General features: G+C 68.5%; 17 protein-coding genes. 15 read left to right on the top strand and 2 right to left on the bottom strand.

The features are described from left to right. Positions 1 to 3: 3 nt before the first annotated feature. Positions 4 to 852 carry an AfsR/SARP family transcriptional regulator gene (locus tag ACQP2O_RS28965; protein ID WP_433170451.1) on the top strand — a complete coding sequence of 283 codons (849 nt, stop codon included), beginning with the start codon at positions 4 to 6 and terminating at the stop codon, positions 850 to 852. Then, complete coding sequence (locus tag ACQP2O_RS28960) at positions 830 to 1,342, top strand: flavin reductase family protein (protein WP_433170449.1); 513 nt, start codon at positions 830 to 832, stop codon at positions 1,340 to 1,342. Before ACQP2O_RS28965 ends, ACQP2O_RS28960 begins: the two co-directional genes overlap by 23 nt. A gap of 32 nt (positions 1,343 to 1,374) precedes the next feature. Here ACQP2O_RS28960 and ACQP2O_RS28955 read toward each other — a convergent pair whose 3' ends face one another. Further along, positions 1,375 to 2,430 (bottom strand): LLM class flavin-dependent oxidoreductase, encoded by a 1,056-nt coding sequence (locus ACQP2O_RS28955; protein ID WP_433170447.1) that lies wholly within the window; start codon positions 2,428 to 2,430, stop codon positions 1,375 to 1,377. A gap of 257 nt (positions 2,431 to 2,687) precedes the next feature. On the opposite strand from ACQP2O_RS28955, the gene ACQP2O_RS28950 reads away from it, so the two are divergent. The 7 genes from ACQP2O_RS28950 (at position 2,688) to ACQP2O_RS28920 (ending at position 7,852) form a co-directional block, all read left to right on the top strand. Continuing rightward, positions 2,688 to 2,813: a lasso RiPP family leader peptide-containing protein gene (locus ACQP2O_RS28950; RefSeq protein WP_345430142.1), complete on the top strand. Its 126-nt coding sequence runs from the start codon at positions 2,688 to 2,690 to the stop codon at positions 2,811 to 2,813. Positions 2,814 to 2,940: 127 nt separating this feature from the next. Next, positions 2,941 to 4,770 (top strand): asparagine synthase-related protein, encoded by a 1,830-nt coding sequence (locus tag ACQP2O_RS28945; protein WP_433170444.1) that lies wholly within the window; start codon positions 2,941 to 2,943, stop codon positions 4,768 to 4,770. Continuing rightward, positions 4,767 to 5,024, top strand: a complete 258-nt coding sequence (locus ACQP2O_RS28940) for a lasso peptide biosynthesis PqqD family chaperone (RefSeq protein ID WP_433170442.1) — start codon at positions 4,767 to 4,769, stop codon at positions 5,022 to 5,024. Before ACQP2O_RS28945 ends, ACQP2O_RS28940 begins: the two co-directional genes overlap by 4 nt. Continuing rightward, a complete protein-coding gene (locus tag ACQP2O_RS28935) occupies positions 5,021 to 5,476 on the top strand; it encodes a lasso peptide biosynthesis B2 protein (RefSeq protein WP_433170440.1) in 456 nt (151 codons plus the stop codon). The genes ACQP2O_RS28940 and ACQP2O_RS28935 overlap by 4 nt, the downstream gene beginning before the upstream one ends. After that, positions 5,473 to 6,024: a MauE/DoxX family redox-associated membrane protein gene (locus tag ACQP2O_RS28930; protein WP_433170438.1), complete on the top strand. Its 552-nt coding sequence runs from the start codon at positions 5,473 to 5,475 to the stop codon at positions 6,022 to 6,024. The genes ACQP2O_RS28935 and ACQP2O_RS28930 overlap by 4 nt, the downstream gene beginning before the upstream one ends. Positions 6,025 to 6,062: 38 nt before the next feature. After that, a complete protein-coding gene (locus tag ACQP2O_RS28925; protein WP_433170436.1) occupies positions 6,063 to 6,998 on the top strand; it encodes an ATP-binding cassette domain-containing protein in 936 nt (311 codons plus the stop codon). Further along, a complete protein-coding gene (locus ACQP2O_RS28920) occupies positions 6,995 to 7,852 on the top strand; it encodes an ABC transporter permease (RefSeq protein WP_433170434.1) in 858 nt (285 codons plus the stop codon). Before ACQP2O_RS28925 ends, ACQP2O_RS28920 begins: the two co-directional genes overlap by 4 nt. Positions 7,853 to 7,866: 14 nt before the next feature. Here ACQP2O_RS28920 and ACQP2O_RS28915 read toward each other — a convergent pair whose 3' ends face one another. After that, the gene (locus ACQP2O_RS28915; protein WP_433170432.1) at positions 7,867 to 8,433 is read right to left on the bottom strand and encodes a nucleoside deaminase; all 567 of its coding nucleotides are present in this window, start codon (positions 8,431 to 8,433) and stop codon (positions 7,867 to 7,869) included. A gap of 101 nt (positions 8,434 to 8,534) precedes the next feature. Here ACQP2O_RS28915 and ACQP2O_RS28910 point away from each other — a divergent pair, with 101 nt between their 5' ends. The 6 genes from ACQP2O_RS28910 (at position 8,535) to ACQP2O_RS28885 (ending at position 15,803) form a co-directional block, all read left to right on the top strand. Next, a complete protein-coding gene (locus tag ACQP2O_RS28910) occupies positions 8,535 to 9,497 on the top strand; it encodes an antibiotic biosynthesis monooxygenase (RefSeq protein WP_433170430.1) in 963 nt (320 codons plus the stop codon). 36 nt (positions 9,498 to 9,533) lie between these two features. Further along, positions 9,534 to 10,892, top strand: a complete 1,359-nt coding sequence (locus ACQP2O_RS28905) for an FAD-binding oxidoreductase (protein WP_433170428.1) — start codon at positions 9,534 to 9,536, stop codon at positions 10,890 to 10,892. A 176-nt stretch (positions 10,893 to 11,068) separates the two neighbouring features. Then, positions 11,069 to 11,494, top strand: a complete 426-nt coding sequence (locus tag ACQP2O_RS28900; RefSeq protein WP_433170426.1) for a hypothetical protein — start codon at positions 11,069 to 11,071, stop codon at positions 11,492 to 11,494. A gap of 60 nt (positions 11,495 to 11,554) precedes the next feature. Beyond that, complete coding sequence (locus ACQP2O_RS28895) at positions 11,555 to 12,391, top strand: isochorismatase family protein (RefSeq protein ID WP_433170425.1); 837 nt, start codon at positions 11,555 to 11,557, stop codon at positions 12,389 to 12,391. Positions 12,392 to 12,539: 148 nt separating this feature from the next. Then, a complete protein-coding gene (locus ACQP2O_RS28890; protein ID WP_433170423.1) occupies positions 12,540 to 14,162 on the top strand; it encodes an N-acyl-D-amino-acid deacylase family protein in 1,623 nt (540 codons plus the stop codon). Between the two features lie 30 nt (positions 14,163 to 14,192). Further along, the gene (locus tag ACQP2O_RS28885; RefSeq protein ID WP_433170421.1) at positions 14,193 to 15,803 is read left to right on the top strand and encodes a PucR family transcriptional regulator; all 1,611 of its coding nucleotides are present in this window, start codon (positions 14,193 to 14,195) and stop codon (positions 15,801 to 15,803) included. The last annotated feature ends 10 nt before the right edge of the window (positions 15,804 to 15,813 follow it).

The following is a 15,813-nucleotide window of genomic DNA, read 5'->3' as shown; positions in this document are numbered from 1 at the left end:
CCGATGAATCGAGTGTATTTTTCCCGAAGAAGCACAAATCGCGTACAGTTCCAGGTCCTGGGCCCGCTGGCCATGACCGTCGACGATCGTCCGATATCCCTACCGGGGGGTAAACAACGAACGCTGCTCGCCGCGTTGCTGCTCAATGCGAACAGGACCGTGACGAATGAGGAGATCATCGAGCAGGTGTGGGGTGAGATCCCGCCGCACCGGCCACGCAACGCGCTGCACACCTGCGTGGGGCGTCTCCGTCAGGCACTCGCCCGGCAGTGTGACGACGCGCACCGAATGCTGCGGACGTCGGCGGCCGGCTATGAGATCAGGATCGACACGGAATGCCTCGACCTCGAGCGGTTCCGCGCCCTCGACCGAGCGGCGCGGAAGGCGGGCGCGCGAGGAGATCTGGCCGCGGAGGCGGCGCGACTGTCCGAGGCGCTCGCGTTGTGGCGCGGGCCGGCGTTGCCCGACGTACGCTCCGAGGCGCTCCATCGGGACTTCGTTCCCGGGCTGAACGAGGAGCGGCTGCTGGCACTCGAGCGCAGTCACGAGGTCGGCCTGGCGCTCGGCCGTCACGACGAGCTGGTCGGCGAGCTGCGCGTTCTCACCGTGAGGTATCCGTTCCGCGAGCGGTTCTGGCGGCAGCTCATGCTCGCGCTCTACCGCTCGGGCCGCCAGGCGGAGGCGCTTCGGGCGTACGAGAGGGTGAGTGTCCGCCTCCGCGACGAGCTGGGCATCGATCCGAGCCCCGAGCTACAGCGGATCCACCTGGCCATGTTGCGCAGTGAGCCGGGACTACGCCTGACGGAGACCGGAGCGAGAGGAGGCGAGAGTGCAGTCCTTTCCGGCTACTGACGCACAGGCGTTCCGCCGGGTCCTCGGTCACTTCTGTACGGGCGTCACCGTCATCACGACATCGCTCCACGGGGACCCTGCGGGGTTCACCTGCCAGGCGTTCAGCACTCTCTCCCTGGACCCGCCGCTGGTGCTGTTCTGTGTCTCCACGGCTTCGACCACGTGGCCGAAGATCCGGGACGCCGGATTCTTCTGCGTCAACGTCCTGGCCGCCGGTCAGGAGGATCTCGGGCGGCGGTTCGCCCGGCGCGGGTGCCGGCGCTTCGACGGAATGGTCAATGCCGAATCGCCCGGTGGAGCCCCGATGATCTCCGGTGCGGCGGCCTGGATCGACTGCACACTCGAAGACCGCCATGAGGCGGGAGATCACAACATCGTCATCGGTAAGGCACGCCACCTGTCGACGGATACGGCGAAAGAACCGCTGCTGTTCTTTCGTGGGGAGTGGGCGACGCTCGGCCCCCTTCCAGACCGGGCGGTCGGCCGCTGAGGCGGTCTCGCCGTATCCGCCGCCTCCTCCGATCAGCGCACCCCTGCGGAGCCGGAGAGCGATTCGGGATCCGCACACGCCACGGCGTCGGCGAGGATCTCATAGGAACGGACGCGGTCGTCCATGTCCTGGATCAACGTGATGGCCATGAGCTCGTCGGCGCCGGTCGCCCGGAGGAGTTCGGCCACCCGGCCGCGTACCGTCGCCGGTCCGCCGATCAGATGATCGCTGAGACCCTTTCGTACACGCGCCCGCTCGGCCTCGGAGTAGCGGTAGGCCGCCGCTTCGCCGGGCGTGAGGTTGGGCCGGTTCCTCCGGCCCTCCAGTGACTCGTGGATGATGACGCCGACCGGTCCGGCGAGCCACTCCGCGTGATCATCGCTGTCCGCTGCGATCACGGACGCGGCGACCATCGCGTACGGCCGGTCGGACCAGGTGGAGGGCTGGAACGCCTCCCGGTATGCGGCCATCGCGGAGACCGCGTTCTGTGGTCTGACGTGGTGGGCGAACGCGAACGGCAGCCCCAGTGAGCCGGCGAGCGTCGCGCTGTGGACACTCGATCCGAGCAACCAGATCTGCGGCCGGTTCTCTTGGGCGGGCACGGCGACGACCGTCTCCGCCGTCACGACGTCACCGGGCCGCTCGAAATATCCCACCAGCTCGGCGACCTGTCCGGGGAAAACGTCCGATCCGGGAGGACTGCTGATGCGGCACAGGGCGCGAGCCGTCGTCAGATCGGTGCCCGGCGACCGGCCTATCCCAAGATCAATGCGCCCCGGATTGAGCGCCTCGAGAGTGCCGAACTGCTCGGCGACCACCAGGGGTGCGTGATTGGGCAGCATGACGCCGCCGGATCCGACCCGAATTGTCGAGGTGACGCCGGCGATCTGGCCGGCGAGCACCGGCGGCGCGCAACTCGCGATGAAGGGGGCGTTGTGGTGCTCGGCAACCCAGTAACGCAGGTACCCGAGCGCTTCGACCCGGCGAGCCAGCTCGAGTGCGCCGCGCAGAGCCGCGGTCGGTGAGGAACCCTGCCACACCGGCGCGGTTTCAAGTACCGAAACCGCGCACGTACGCATGTCGGACATCTTCTCTCCTTTCGGGCAGGGGTTTGGATCATTCGTCGATCCATACTTCGGCCTCCCCATTGGAGTCCGACTCTCTCCCGGCCGGCGAAACAATGCAAGACCGGAACGTATTCATCGTCATTGATGAGAGCGGATTGGAAGCGAGGTGTGAGTGCAGTGTGAGCGGTCGGCGTTAGCTTGAACCCGTTGGTTGAAGACCCCACGGAATTTCGCCACGGGGACTTCAGAGAATCGTTTTGAGAGGGAGGTGTTCGCAAATGCAGAAGGAGACCGTCACGTACGAGCCCCCGGTGCTGGCCGAGGCGGGTGACTTCGCGGAGGTGACCCTCGGCCGCCCCAATTGGGGCTTCGAGGCCGACTGGTCATGCGTGATGCTCTGCTGATCGCTCTAGCGGAGTGCCACATCGCTCGCAAGCAGATGTGACACGCATTGCAGCAGAAGGTGTGCCGGCACCGGTTCCGACCGGTGCCGGCACACCTTGACTTTGCGCCGAAAATACGGAGAATAACGTGCAATTCAAGGTGTTTCCGGACTCCGCGGCGGGTGCGGCCGTCGCAGACGCCGTCCCCGATCGAACGCACCAGACGGTGATCGTTCATCCTTCGGGACGTCCGTGGATCATCGGCCGGTGGCGGGACGACGAGATCGTCCTCGCCGCCGAGGGGCCGCGACGGCTGGCGCTCCTCGGCCACACGTCGGTGACCCCGCAACGGCTCTCCGCATCGCTCCAACGCATCCGTACGGTGAGCGATCTCGACGCCCTGGCCGGCACCGTCCCGGGCAGCTTTCACCTCGTGGCCGCGCTGGACGGCGTGGTGCGGGTCCAGGGCAGTATCTCGAGCGCGCGCCAGGTGTTCTACGGCTCGGTCGCCGGGACGACCGTGGCCGCGGACCGACCGCAGTGCCTGTCCGCGCTCACCGGATCGGGCATCGCCGAGGAACTCCTGCCGGTGCGCCTCCTGGCACCGTGGCCGCCGTGGCCGCTGAGCGAGCGGTGCCTGTGGCGGGGGATCGACGCACTCGGGATGGGCCACTACCTGGAGATGTCCCAGGACGGCCGCGCGCGAACGGTGCGGTGGTGGTCGCCGCCGGAGCCGAGCCTTCCTCTGGAGGCCGCGGCTGAACGCGTCCGTGCCGCGCTGAATGACGCCGTGGCCGCGCGCGCCGGGTCCGCCCGTACCATCAGCGCGGACCTTTCCGGAGGCATGGATTCCACCAGCCTCTGCTTCCTGGCGGCCGATCGCACTGATCACCTGGTGACGACGCGATGGGAGGCAGCGGATCCGGCGGACGAGGACCAAGCGTGGGCCGGCCGGGCCGCCGCCGCGCTCCCGGACGCTCGGCATCTCGTACTGGCCCGGAGCAGCGCGCCCGTGTGGTTCGCGGGACTGACCGAGCCGGACCCGGACATCGAGGCGCCGTTCGCCTGGATCCGCACCCGCGCCCGGCTCGCGTACATGGCCCGGCAGGTCGCCGAACATGGATCCGCGACGCACCTGACCGGTCACGGCGGAGACGAGCTGTTCGCCAATACACCTCTCTACCTGCACACGCTGGCCCGGACGAATCCCCTGCGGGCCGTCCGATACCTGAGGGCCAACCGGGCCATCTACCGTTGGCCGGCTGGAGCCACCGTCCGCGCGCTCCTCAACCGGTCGTCCTTCGGCCACTGGCTGGCCACCTCGGCGGAGTCGCTGACCGCACCCGTGCGGGAGTTCGGCGTAGCCCCCGAGTTCGGCTGGGGGATCAGCTATCGAAGCGCGCCCTGGGCGTCCGGCGACGCGATCGCCGCAGCCCGCCGTCAGCTGCGCGAGGCGGCGCTGAGCGACCCCGAGCCGCTCGCCCCGCTCCGCGCTCAGCACGCGGCCCTGCAAGACGTCCGCCTGTGCGGAGACACCCTGCGCCGAGTCGATCGTCACACCCGCCGGTTCGGTGTCTCATGGCACGCGCCCTTCGTCGACGATCGGGTGGTCGAGGCCGCCCTGAGCGTCAGGTTCGAGGACTGCGCGATGCCGGACCGCTACAAGCCGGTGCTGACGGCGGCCATGCGCGGCACCGTCCCGGATCACGTTCTGGGACGTTCGACGAAGTCCGAGTACAGCGCGGACGCCTATGCCGGTCTGCGCCGGCACCGTACGGAACTGCTCGACCTGTGCGAGGACATGCGGCTCGCCCGCCTGGGCCTCGTCGACGCCCGCGTTCTCCGGTCCACCCTCGAAAGCCTCCCTCACTCATCGATCACCCTGATGCCCCTCATCAGCACCTTCGCCGGTGAAATCTGGCTCCGCTCGCTGCCGGCCACGAGTCGCGTGGCCGATTTGTCCGGAGGACGACGATGACCTTCTCTCTCGCCGCGAACGTGTCCGCGACGGACGCGGACGGCGGCATGGTCCTGCTCGACGAGCGCACCGGCCGCTACTGGGCGCTGAACACCACAGGAGCGACCATCCTGCACGTTCTCCTCGACGGCGGAACACCCGAGCAGGCGGTCGAAGGACTGTGCCGGACGCACCCGTCGGCGTCCGCGCGAATACCCGCGGACGTCGCCGCGCTCATGCGATCGCTCGAAGACGCCGAGGTGGTCGTGTCATGACGATGCCCGTCACCCTCGAGCCGTCGGTCCGGGTGCCCTATCGCCGGCGCGTCGCAGCCCGGCTCTCCGTCGCCGCGGCGCGGATCCTCATCCGCGCGTCTCCCGGACGCCTCCGGCGGGTCCTCACCGCGGCCGGTCGCGGTGCCCGCCCCGCCACGGAACAGGAGGCGCTGACGGCACGACAGGCAGTGATCTCCGTAAGCGTTCAGTGCGCGGGCCAAGGCTGCCTGCAGCGCTCCGTCGCGACCGCGCTGCTGTGCCGGCTGACCGGATGCTGGCCGACCTGGTGCACGGGAGTGCGCATGGAGCCGTTCCGCGCCCACGCCTGGGTCGAGGTGAGCGGCAGGCCGATCGGCGAACGCGATGAGATCCGCTTCTACAGCAAGGTCATGACAGTGCCTCCGTCGGACGGACGACGCCGCCGGACGGATCACGGACAGGAGGCGCAATGATCCACTTGGTGCTCGCCCAGAGATGCTTCCTTGCCACCGTGTTCGCGGTCGCGTTCTTCGGCAAGGTCCGCCACATTTCCAGATTCCGGCAGTTCACGGCCTCGATACACAAGCTGGCCATCATCCCGGAACGGACGGCGCGTTATGCGGCATCGGTCATCGTCGTCGGCGAAGGAACGGCGACCGTACTACTGATCCTGCCGTTCTTCCCGCGGGCCGGCCTCGCCCTGGCGGCCGCGCTGCTGGCGGTCTTCGTCGGCGTGGTGATCCGTTCCGTCAGAGGCGGCATCTTCGCCGAATGCAGATGCTTCGGCGGGGCTGGAGCGATAATGAGCAACGCCATGATCGTCCGTAATCTGCTGCTGATGGCGTGCGCGATTCCCGGCCTCGTGATCGACTCGGCGTCCATGGTCATGCGTCCGATCATCGACATTCCGGTCGTGGTCTGTGCGCTGGGCGCCGCCGTGGCATTCGTTCGTTACTACGACGTGGCCGTCCGGGCGCTGCTCGTCAGGCGGCGGACCTCGTCGGCGCACCAGCAGGGATAGGCGGCGAGATGCCGAAGAACATGATCGAAGTCGTCGGGATGAGCAAACGTTTCGGTCCGCTGACGGCGCTGGACGACGTCCACCTCGCGGCACCCGCGGGTACGATCCTCGGTCTCCTCGGCCACAACGGGGCCGGCAAATCGACGCTGGTCAACATCCTCGCGACCCTCTCGCCGCCGAGCGGCGGAACGGCCACCGTCGCCGGTTACGACATCGTGCGCCAAGCCCGGCAGGTGCGCCGGAGGATCGGGCTGACCGGTCAGTTCGCGACCGTCGACCAGGAGATCTCGGGCCGGGACAACCTCGTCCTGATCGCCAGACTTCTGGGTGCCGGTGCCCATGCGGCTCGGGCCCGTGCCCGTGAACTGCTGACGCTGTTCGGGCTGACGGACGCCGCGAACCGGCGGGTCCGTACCTACTCCGGTGGAATGCGCCGGCGACTGGACCTTGCCGCGAGCCTGGTGGGGCGGCCTCCGGTGCTCTTCCTGGACGAGCCCACCGCGGGACTGGACCCGGTCAGCCGGCTGAACCTGTGGCAGATCCTCCAGCGGCTCGTCGAGGATGGCACCACGGTGCTGCTGACGACCCAGCACCTGGAGGAGGCCGACCGGCTCGCCGACTCGATCGCCGTGCTGTCGGAGGGCAGAGTCATCGCCTCCGGCACCCCCGCGGAGCTGAAGGCGCAGGTCGGCGAGCGCACGGTCACCGCCAGGCTCTCCGATCCCGCGGACCTGGCGCTCGCCGTCATGGCGCTGGACCGGGAAGGTCTCCGGCCCGTCCACGGCGAGAAGGACCGATCGGTGACCGTTCCCGTCGCCGGATCCCGGGATGTCGCGGTGATCGTACGCCTGCTCGACGCCGTCGGCGTCGAGGCGCGGGAACTGACCTTCGCCGAGCCGGGCATCGACGAGGTGTACCTCACCCTCGTACGGCACTCGGCCACGCCGGGACTCGTGGGGAGCCGGGATACATGACGGCGACGACACGCACGATCACCGGCCAGACCGAGCCGTTTCGAAGGGCCGCGCCGCCTGACAGCTGGAACGGAAGCACGCCGGCCACCCAGATTCTCGTGCTCACGATGAGGTCGTTGCGAGCGCTGGTCATCGATCCTCGCATGTTGCTGATCAGCATGCTCGGGCCGCTGCTCATGCTGGTGGTGTTCGGCCAGATCTTCGCCGGCATGGCGCATGCGCCGGGCTTCCCGCCGCACATGCGGTACATCGACTTCCTGGTGCCCGCGATCATGATGACGACCGCACTGCAGTCCGCGCTGAACACGGCCACGGGACTGATCCAGGAAATGAAGAGCGGCATCATCTCGCGCTTCCTGTCGCTGCCCATATGGCCCGGCTCGGTGCTTCTCGCGCGCAGCCTCGCCGACCTCACCCGGACGTCGCTGCAGTTGTCCTTCCTGGTGCTCATCTCGTTCCTCGCCTTCGGATTCACGCCCCCGGGCGGAGTGGTCGGAACATTCGCCGCACTGGGAATGGCGCTCATCGTCGGCGGATGCCTCGGCTGGATCTTCATCGCCCTCGCCTGCCACGTGCGCAGGGTCGAGGTGATGCAGGGCATCGCCGGCCTGGTGACGTTCCCGCTCATGTTCGCGTCCAACGCGTTCGCGCCGGTGAGTGGCCTTCCGCCCTGGCTGCGAGCGGTGGCGTCCGTGAACCCCATGACGTACGGGATCGACACGGCCAGGAACCTCACGCTCGGGCGGCCGGTCGGCGGGAGCGCGATCTCCGCCATCTCCATCAGCCTGGCGATCGTGGTCGTCTCGGTCCTGCTCGCGGTCAGCGGCTTCCGCCGGGCCGGCGCCCCGCGTTGACGGTTGACCAGGCCCTAGTACGGGTGCCGGTCGGGCTTGTCCGTCCAGGCGTGGTACGCGCGGGCGCCGAGTTCAGGGTGGATCTGCTTGATCGAGAGCCTCCGCTGTTCGATGGGCTTCTCGAAGTCCTCGTACTGGAAGGCGTCGTCGAACCCGATCTCCCGGGTGGCCTTGAAGTCGCAGGCGAAGTAGACGGCGTCGATCCGCGACCAGTAGATGGCGCTCATGCACATGGGGCAGGGGGCGCCACTGCTGTAGATCGAGCAGCCCTTCAGCATCCGTGCTCGCTCGGGGACGATGTCAGGGGATCCCCCGGGACGTGGGATGAGCGTCAGCGTCGCCTCGTTGTTGTGCTCCTCCGGTATGGAGGGAGCGCGGGGGTTCAGGATCTGCACGGCCTTGCGGATCGCCTCGACCTCACCGTGGGCGGTGGGGTCGCCGGTGAGAAGGACACGGTTCTGGCCGCGAGCGATGATCTCGCCGTCGCGGGTGATGACCGCGCCGAAGGGGCCGCCCCAGGCGTTATGGACGGACTCGGTGGCCAGCCGCACGGCTTCCGCCATGAAGTCCTCGTGGTTCATCACATAACCCCCCGATCAACAGATATGCCCATATCATTGTTGTTTGTTTCCCATTAAGTTACTATTTGTCCCTCCCTTCTTCGACGCCTAGACTACCTAAGGTGGACTCCAGCGCAAGCCGCCGTCCCGCCGAAAGTAGTGCGACCGTCATCATTTCGTTGAAGATTCACAAAGGCCGCGAAGACGATTATCGGCGCTGGCAGGAACGCGTGAACGCGGTCGCACACGCCTTCGAGGGATTCGAGGAGACGGAGGTGCAGCCGCCCGGGCCCGTAGATCAGGATGTATGGGTGGTGATCTACCGGTTCTCCGACGTCGCCCGGCTGACCGCGTGGCTCGACTCCCCGGCGCGCGGAGAATTGCTCGACGAGGGCCGGTCGCTGTTCGACGGTCCGGCGAAGCAGGAGGTCCTCGCCGGGGAGGCGCCGAGGCGGGACGTCATCACGGCGGTCATCTCGCACGAGGTGAGACCGGGCCGCGAGCAGGACTTCGTGCGCTGGCAGGAGAAGGCGCGGAACGCCCAGGAACGATTCCCCGGCTTCATGGGCTTCGAGCTCTTCAGGCCGGTTCCCGGCATTCAGGAGAACTGGGTCGCCATATTCAGGTTCGACACGCGTGAGCACCTGAATGCCTGGCTCGAGTCGGAAACCCGGCGGAAACTTCTGGAGGAAGGTCGCCGCTATTTCGCCGAATACGAGCTCCGCAAGATCGACTCGGCCTTCAGCGGCTGGTTCCGGTTCGGCGGCGAATCCGAGACCGGGCTTCCGCCCAACTGGAAGCAGGCCATGTGCGTGCTGCTCGCCCTGTATCCCACCGTGATGATCCTCACGCTGACGGCCGGCAAGGTCTTCGAGATGGCGCGGATACCCGGATATGCCGCGATGTTCCTCAGCAACGTGCTGAGCGTCAGCATCCTCACCTGGCTGATGATGCCGCTGGTGAACAGGGTGCTGGCCTTCTGGCTGGCGCCTGGAGTGGCGCTGCCCCGGCAGGCGGCAGGCGTCGCCGTGGTCCTTCTCTGCTACCTGCTGTCCGTCGTGGTCTTCGGTCTGATCGCGGGTTAGCCGGGCGAGGCGAAGGGCGACACGAGGAGGTGCCCCGTGCGTGATCGGCTTGAGGACGCGCTGACGTGGCGGGACGACGCGCGCTACCCGGACCTCTGGGCGAGCATGCTGTGGAACGACCTCAAGCCGCAGCGGTTCCCGGACGTGATCGTCCGGGCCGGCTCGGCGGCGATCGTACGGGAGGCGGTCGGCCTCGCCCGTGACCGCGGGCTCCGGATCGCCGTACGTGGGAGCGGGCACAGCTGGTGCGGCTCACCGCTGCGCGATGGAGGGATGCTGATCGACCTTTCCGGCCTCCGGCGTCACACCGTCGATCCCGGCTCCGCGACGGCGGTCGCCGAGCCCGGTGTCACCGGACGCACGCTGTCCCTGGCGCTGGCCGAACACGGTCTGGCCTTCCCCACGGGCCACTGCCCGACCGTCGCTCTGAGCGGATTCCTGCTCAGCGGTGGCCTCGGCTGGAACCCCGGAGTCTGGGGGCCCGCGTGCCACAGCGTCCAGGGGATCGAGGCTGTGACCGCCGACGGCGCACTACTCAGGTGCGACGAGGAGCAGAACGCGGACCTGTTCTGGGCGGCGCGCGGTGCGGGACCCGGGTTCTTCGCCGCCGTCACCTCCTTCCGGCTCGGCCTGCATCCCCTCCCTGCGGCGATCATGAGGACGCGATACGTCTTTCCGCTGGCGGAGGTCGAGGGCATCGCACGCTGGGCCGACGAGATCGCGGCGGAGCTGCCGGCGAGCGTCGAGTTCGGAATGGCTCTCACGCCGGCCGAGGCACCGGAGGCGGGGCGACCGCCGACCGCCGCCGTCACGGCCATCGCCTTCGCGGGCTCACGCGATGAGGCCGTACGGGCGCTCGGACCACTGCGGGACTGCCCGCTCGCGGGGCGTGCGCTGGTCCGGGAGGTGGACGAGCCGACGACCTTCGAGTCGCTGTACGCGGACTCCGCGGCGTTCTGGCCCGAACGCCACCGCGCCGCCGTCGACACCCTGTGGTCGCGCGAAAACTTCCGGATTCTGCTGCCGCGGATCGCCGGTCACATCGAACGGGCGCCGTCCGACAAGTCCCTCGTCCTCGTGCTCCTGTCGCCGGGCGGGCCCGAGGCGCCCGCGACGCCGGACACGGCGTTCGCGGCGCTCGGCAGGACCTACCTCGTCCCGTACGCGATCTGGGCGGACCGGTCGGAGGACGAGGCGAACCTCCGCTGGCTGCGCCAGGCGATGGAAGCGGTGGAGCCCCTTGGAGTCGGGCACTACGTCGCGGAGACGGACCTGCCGGCCGCCCCGTCACGCGCCCGGCGCTCGTTCACGCCGGCCGCCTGGGAGCGTCTGGCGGCGGTGCGAGCGGCGTACGACCCGGGCGGCGTGTTCCAGACCTACCTCACGACGACCTGACTCGGCTGGTTCGGCATCGGATGACCTACGGAAAAGCCCGGCGAGAATTCTCTACTCGACGCGCTACCGCGTCCCATGGTTAAGGGTCCGTAAAAGATCGACTTTCTGTCAAACCTTTACGGGGCGTTTCACATCTCACCCGTTCGGACGATTCGACAACGGATTGGAAGAACGACATGCGTAAGACACTCACCGTGGCGGGAGTCGCCGCCGCCGCGACCGGAACCGTCATCCTCGTCGCCGGGGCCGCCCAGGCCAAGACCGGCCTGCACCTTTCGGCCGACCATCACACCGTCCAGCACGGCCGCACCGTCACCTTCCGCGCCGACGCTTTCTCCGACAGCAGCGGCGACAAGATCCACGGGCTGAAGCTGTGCCTGCAGCGGGCCCTGCCCAAGGGCCCCGGCTATGAGACGTTGCGTTGCACCACCCACGGTCGTACCGGCAAGAGCGGCGCCGAACGGTTCGTCCTGACCCTCAAGCCCGCCGTCCACAAGGGCACCTACACCTTCCGGGCCGTCGCCTACCGGCAGGACCGCAACCACCACTGGCACGCCTGGGGTGCTGGAGCATCCAACCACCTCAAGGTCACCGTTCGATGACCTGACCGCTATGGTCACTGGACGTCCTGGGACGGAAACTCGCCGTCCCAGGACGTTCGCATGGCAGCGGCAGCCGGGTTCAAAGAGAGGCACCTTGTGAATTCTCCGGGCTCGGATTCCCCGTACAATTCGGATTCCCTGCACAAAGTGGGCGAAGATCGCATGAGTTCTGCCGGCGACCCTACGTGGATCGGGAAGACCTTGCCGTCGGATGCCGAGGTACGGCAGCACGAGTGGTGGATCGATCCGCGGGAGTATGCCCGGCATGAGGCGCGCCGTGGCCGCCGGTTCGCGTTCGTGAGCCTTGTCCCGGCCCGTACCGCGCTCGTGGTGATCGACATGGTGCCGTTCTTCGTGTCCGAGAACCCGTACTGCCGTGGCATCGTGCCGAACATCGGCCGCATCGCCGATGCCCTTCGAGCAGCGGGCGGCACGGTCGCCTGGGTCCTTCCCGCAGTCGGCGAAAGGACGCCGGTGCGGGATGAGTTCTTCGGGCCGGAGACAGCCGAGGCCTACCGCGTGTCCGGCGGGACGGGGCCGCTGCCCGAGCGGCTGTGGCCAGAACTGGTGGTCCGTCCCGGTGATGTGCTGGTGGAGAAATCCGCTCCCAGCGCGTTCTTCCCCGGCCGCTGTGTCCTTGCGGGAGTGCTGGAAGAGCGCGGAGTCGATACCGTTCTGATCAGCGGAACCGTCACCAATGTGTGCTGCGAGTCCTCCGCTCGCGACGCCGCCACCCTCGGACTGCGGGTCATCCTGGTCGCGGACGCCAATGCGGCCCGGCGTGACCAGGACCACAACGCCACGCTGCATACCATCTACCGGTCCTTCGGCGACGTGCGCTCGACGTCCGACCTGCTCGACATGGTCCAGGCCGCTGACCGCGCGAGGCCTACTTGACCCCGGCGCCTCCCGTGAAGGACCCCGCCTGTGGATCTCACCAAATCCCGGGCGATCGTTTGGTCTCGGGCCCGAGGGCGGGAGCGGGCGCCGGCACGAGAATGGCCGTGTCCGGTTGTCGAGTCGGTCTGCGGAAAGGCGAGGTCACATGGCCGTGGGGGGTTGGGAGGTCGACGGCTCGGCGCCGTTCGTGATTCGAGGTGCGACGGTCGTCGACGGCACCGGTGCGCCAGGTGCGGAGGCGGACATCGTCGTCGACGCGGGGCGCATCCGGGGCCTCGGCGCTCCCGGAAGCGTCGTGCTGGACTCCGGCGCAGCCCTGGACGCCCAGGGGCTTGTGGTCTGCCCCGGATTCATCGACGTTCACTCCCACGCCGACAATGCACCGCTGCTGGTCGAGGACGATCTGACCAAGATCAACCAAGGCGTGACGACCGAGGTCACCGGCAACTGCGGCTTCTCGCTCGCCCCGATCCCGGCAGGGGAGCAGGCGCGTGAGGCCACGTCCGCGCTGCGGAAGCTGTTTCCCATCGACGAGGTGACGTGGGGAAGCGTTCCCGAGTTCTATGAGATGGTCGACGACCGCGGCACCGTGGTGAACGTCTGCCCGCTGGTCGGGCACGGAGCCCTGCGGATGGCCGCGATGGGGTCAGGGGCGCGTGCCGCCGAATCCGCGGACATCCGTTCGATGCGCGTCATGCTTCAGGACGCGCTGGAGGCCGGGGCGTTCGGGATGTCCACCGGCCTGATCTACGCTCCCGGCGTCTACGCCGACGCCGAGGAACTGGCACAGGTGGCACGGGTTCTCGGCCCGGACCGGGTCTACGCGACGCACATGCGCAACGAGAGCTTCGACCTGTCGGCCAGCCTGACCGAATCGGTCCGGCTCGCCCGCGAGGCCGGGTGCCGGCTCCAGATCTCCCACCTCAAGGCGACCGGCCAGGCCAACCACGGGTCGATCCCACCGGCGATCGCGTATCTCGACGAGGCGCGGGACGACGGCGTGGCCGTGACCCAGGACGTCTATCCGTACACCGCCGCCTCGACGATCCTGGCGGCCTGCCTGCCGCCGTGGATGCACGACGGTGGCGACACGCAACTGCTCGCCCGGCTGGAGGACCGGCAGGAGCTGGCTCGCGCCCGCCGCTTCATCGAGTCGCCGCAGGCGCAGGACTGGGAGAACCTGATCGGTGGCGCGGGCGGGTACGACGGCATCCTCATCGCCTCGACGGCATCACACGAGCACGAGGGCATGACCCTCCGCCAGGTGGCGGACGAGCTCGGGCTCGAGCCGTTCGACGCCCTGGTGCACGTGCTGGTCGCCGAGCGGCTGCGTGCCACGATGGTCGAGTTCTCGATGGCCGACCAGGACCTCGACGACGCCTTCCGCTCGCCGTTCACCTCGGTGGGGTCGGACGGGATCGCGCCGGGTGCGGGCGGCAAGCCGCACCCACGGCTCTTCGGCACCTTCCCGACCGTGATCAGCCGATTCGTCCGTGAGCGGCGGATCGTCGACCTGGCCGAGGCGGTTCGCCGCATGACCTCATTGCCGGCGGCCGTCTTCGGCGTTCCCGACCGGGGGATCATCGCGCCCGGCGCGGTCGCGGACCTGGTGTGCTTCGACCCACTGACGATCAGCCATCCGGGCGACTACGCGACGCCTGACCGGCCTGTCGCCGGTATCGAGTGGGTCATGCAGGAGGGGCGCCTCGTCGTACGGTCAGGGCGGTGGCTCGGCGTCCGGCGCGGGCGGAGACTGCGGCCGCGATGAGGAGAACGATCTCCTCGTAGACTGCCGCGAATGGAAGACTCGCAGCTCATTGGACCTGTCGCCCCCTTGGCTGGGGTCCTCGAGTCGATCGATCGGGAGGCCGTCGTCGCGGCACCCGGCACGGCGGTCACCGACCAGACCGTCTGCGACTGCGTGGTCTGGGACCCTCTCGAGGAGCTTCCGTCCGCTGCGGGCGGAGTGCTGCTGCTCGTCGGGGCGTCCGTGATGCACCCCCAACTCGGCTCGCTCCTGGCGGACGCGGGTGAGGCCGGGTACGTCGCGGCCGTCATAAAACGACGCGGGCAGGACCTCACCGGGATCGTTGAGACGGCACGACGGGCGGGTCTCATCATGCTCGTCGCGCGTGACGAGCTTCCGTGGAGCATCGTGGAGGCCCTGCTGGCAGGGGCGATCGCCTCGTGCGCCACGACGGTGCGGCGCGCCGGTTTCGAAGCGACCGACGACCTGTTCGGCATGGCGAACGCCATCGCGTCGATCGCCGGCGCGGCGATCACCATCGAGGACCTCGAACGCCGGGTTCTCGCGTACTCGAGCATCGAGGGACAGGCCATCGACGCCGTACGCCAAGAATCGATCCTTGACCGCAAGGTGCAGGCGATCCCGGAGTACGACGCCGAATACCTCGCGGTGGCCCGCGCCGAGGGTCACGTCCGGTTCCCGTCGCAGGCGGATCACGAACTGGCGCGCGTCGTGGTCCCCGTCCGGATCGGGGGCCGCCTCCTCGGCTCGATCTGGGCCATCGACGACGGCGAACCCGGTTCCGCGAGCCGTGCCGTCGCAGCGCTGGAGATGGCCGCCCCCGCCGCCGCGTTGGCGATCATGTCGGTGGGGTTCCGCGAGGACGCGGCCCGGCGGCGCCGATCCGAGCAGCTCGCGGCGCAGCTCGGCGCCACCGGGTCGGATCAGACGAGCACGCTGCGCGACCGGCTACCCCTGGCGATCATGGGTTTCGGCCCGCTGACCGACGCCCCGGACCTCGATGAGCAGCGCCTCACCCAGATCATCCGGCTCAATGTCGAGCGTATTTCGCCCGAGGCGGCCTGTGCCCGGGTGGAGGACGCGATCTTCGCTCTGGTGCCCAGGGCGGCCGGGTGCTCATCGGCCCGGCTCAGGCGGCTCGCCGAGGAGGTCGGCAGGTCGGCGAATTCGAGCAACGGCGGGAGGCTGGGGTGCGCCTTCGTCGCCGCGATCAACGACACCGATCAGGTGATCAGGGCGCGGCGGGACATCTCCACGGTCCTGAAGGCGATGCAGGGCTCAGAACATGCGGTCATCGACGTCGACGAGCAGCGGCACCTGGTCATTCTCGAGGAGATCCGGCGTTCGGGGGTTGCGGATTCCGATCGTCTCGTCCAGCACGTCCGGGACCTTGTCGGGTACGACGAACGGCACCAGACGGCGTATGCGGCGACATTGCTGGCTCATTTCGATCACTTCGGTGACGCCCGCGCCGCGGCCAGGCAACTGGGGATCCATGAGAACTCCTACCGGTACCGGCTCGCCCGTATCAAGGAGAAGTTCGGCTTCGACGCGAGCGACCCGCGATTGCGGCAGGTGATGTGGCTGCAGCTGCGGTTGCTGGGGGATCGGCACCGGTCGGCCGGCCAACGGCCGATCTGACCGGTGCCGC

The sequence above is a fragment of the Actinoallomurus sp. CA-150999 genome (genome assembly GCF_050942425.1).
In the GTDB taxonomy this organism is placed as follows: Bacteria; Actinomycetota; Actinomycetes; order Streptosporangiales; family Streptosporangiaceae; genus Actinoallomurus.
The sequence above is the reverse complement of the archived record's forward strand: the minus strand, read 5'-3'. Positions and strand labels throughout refer to the sequence as shown.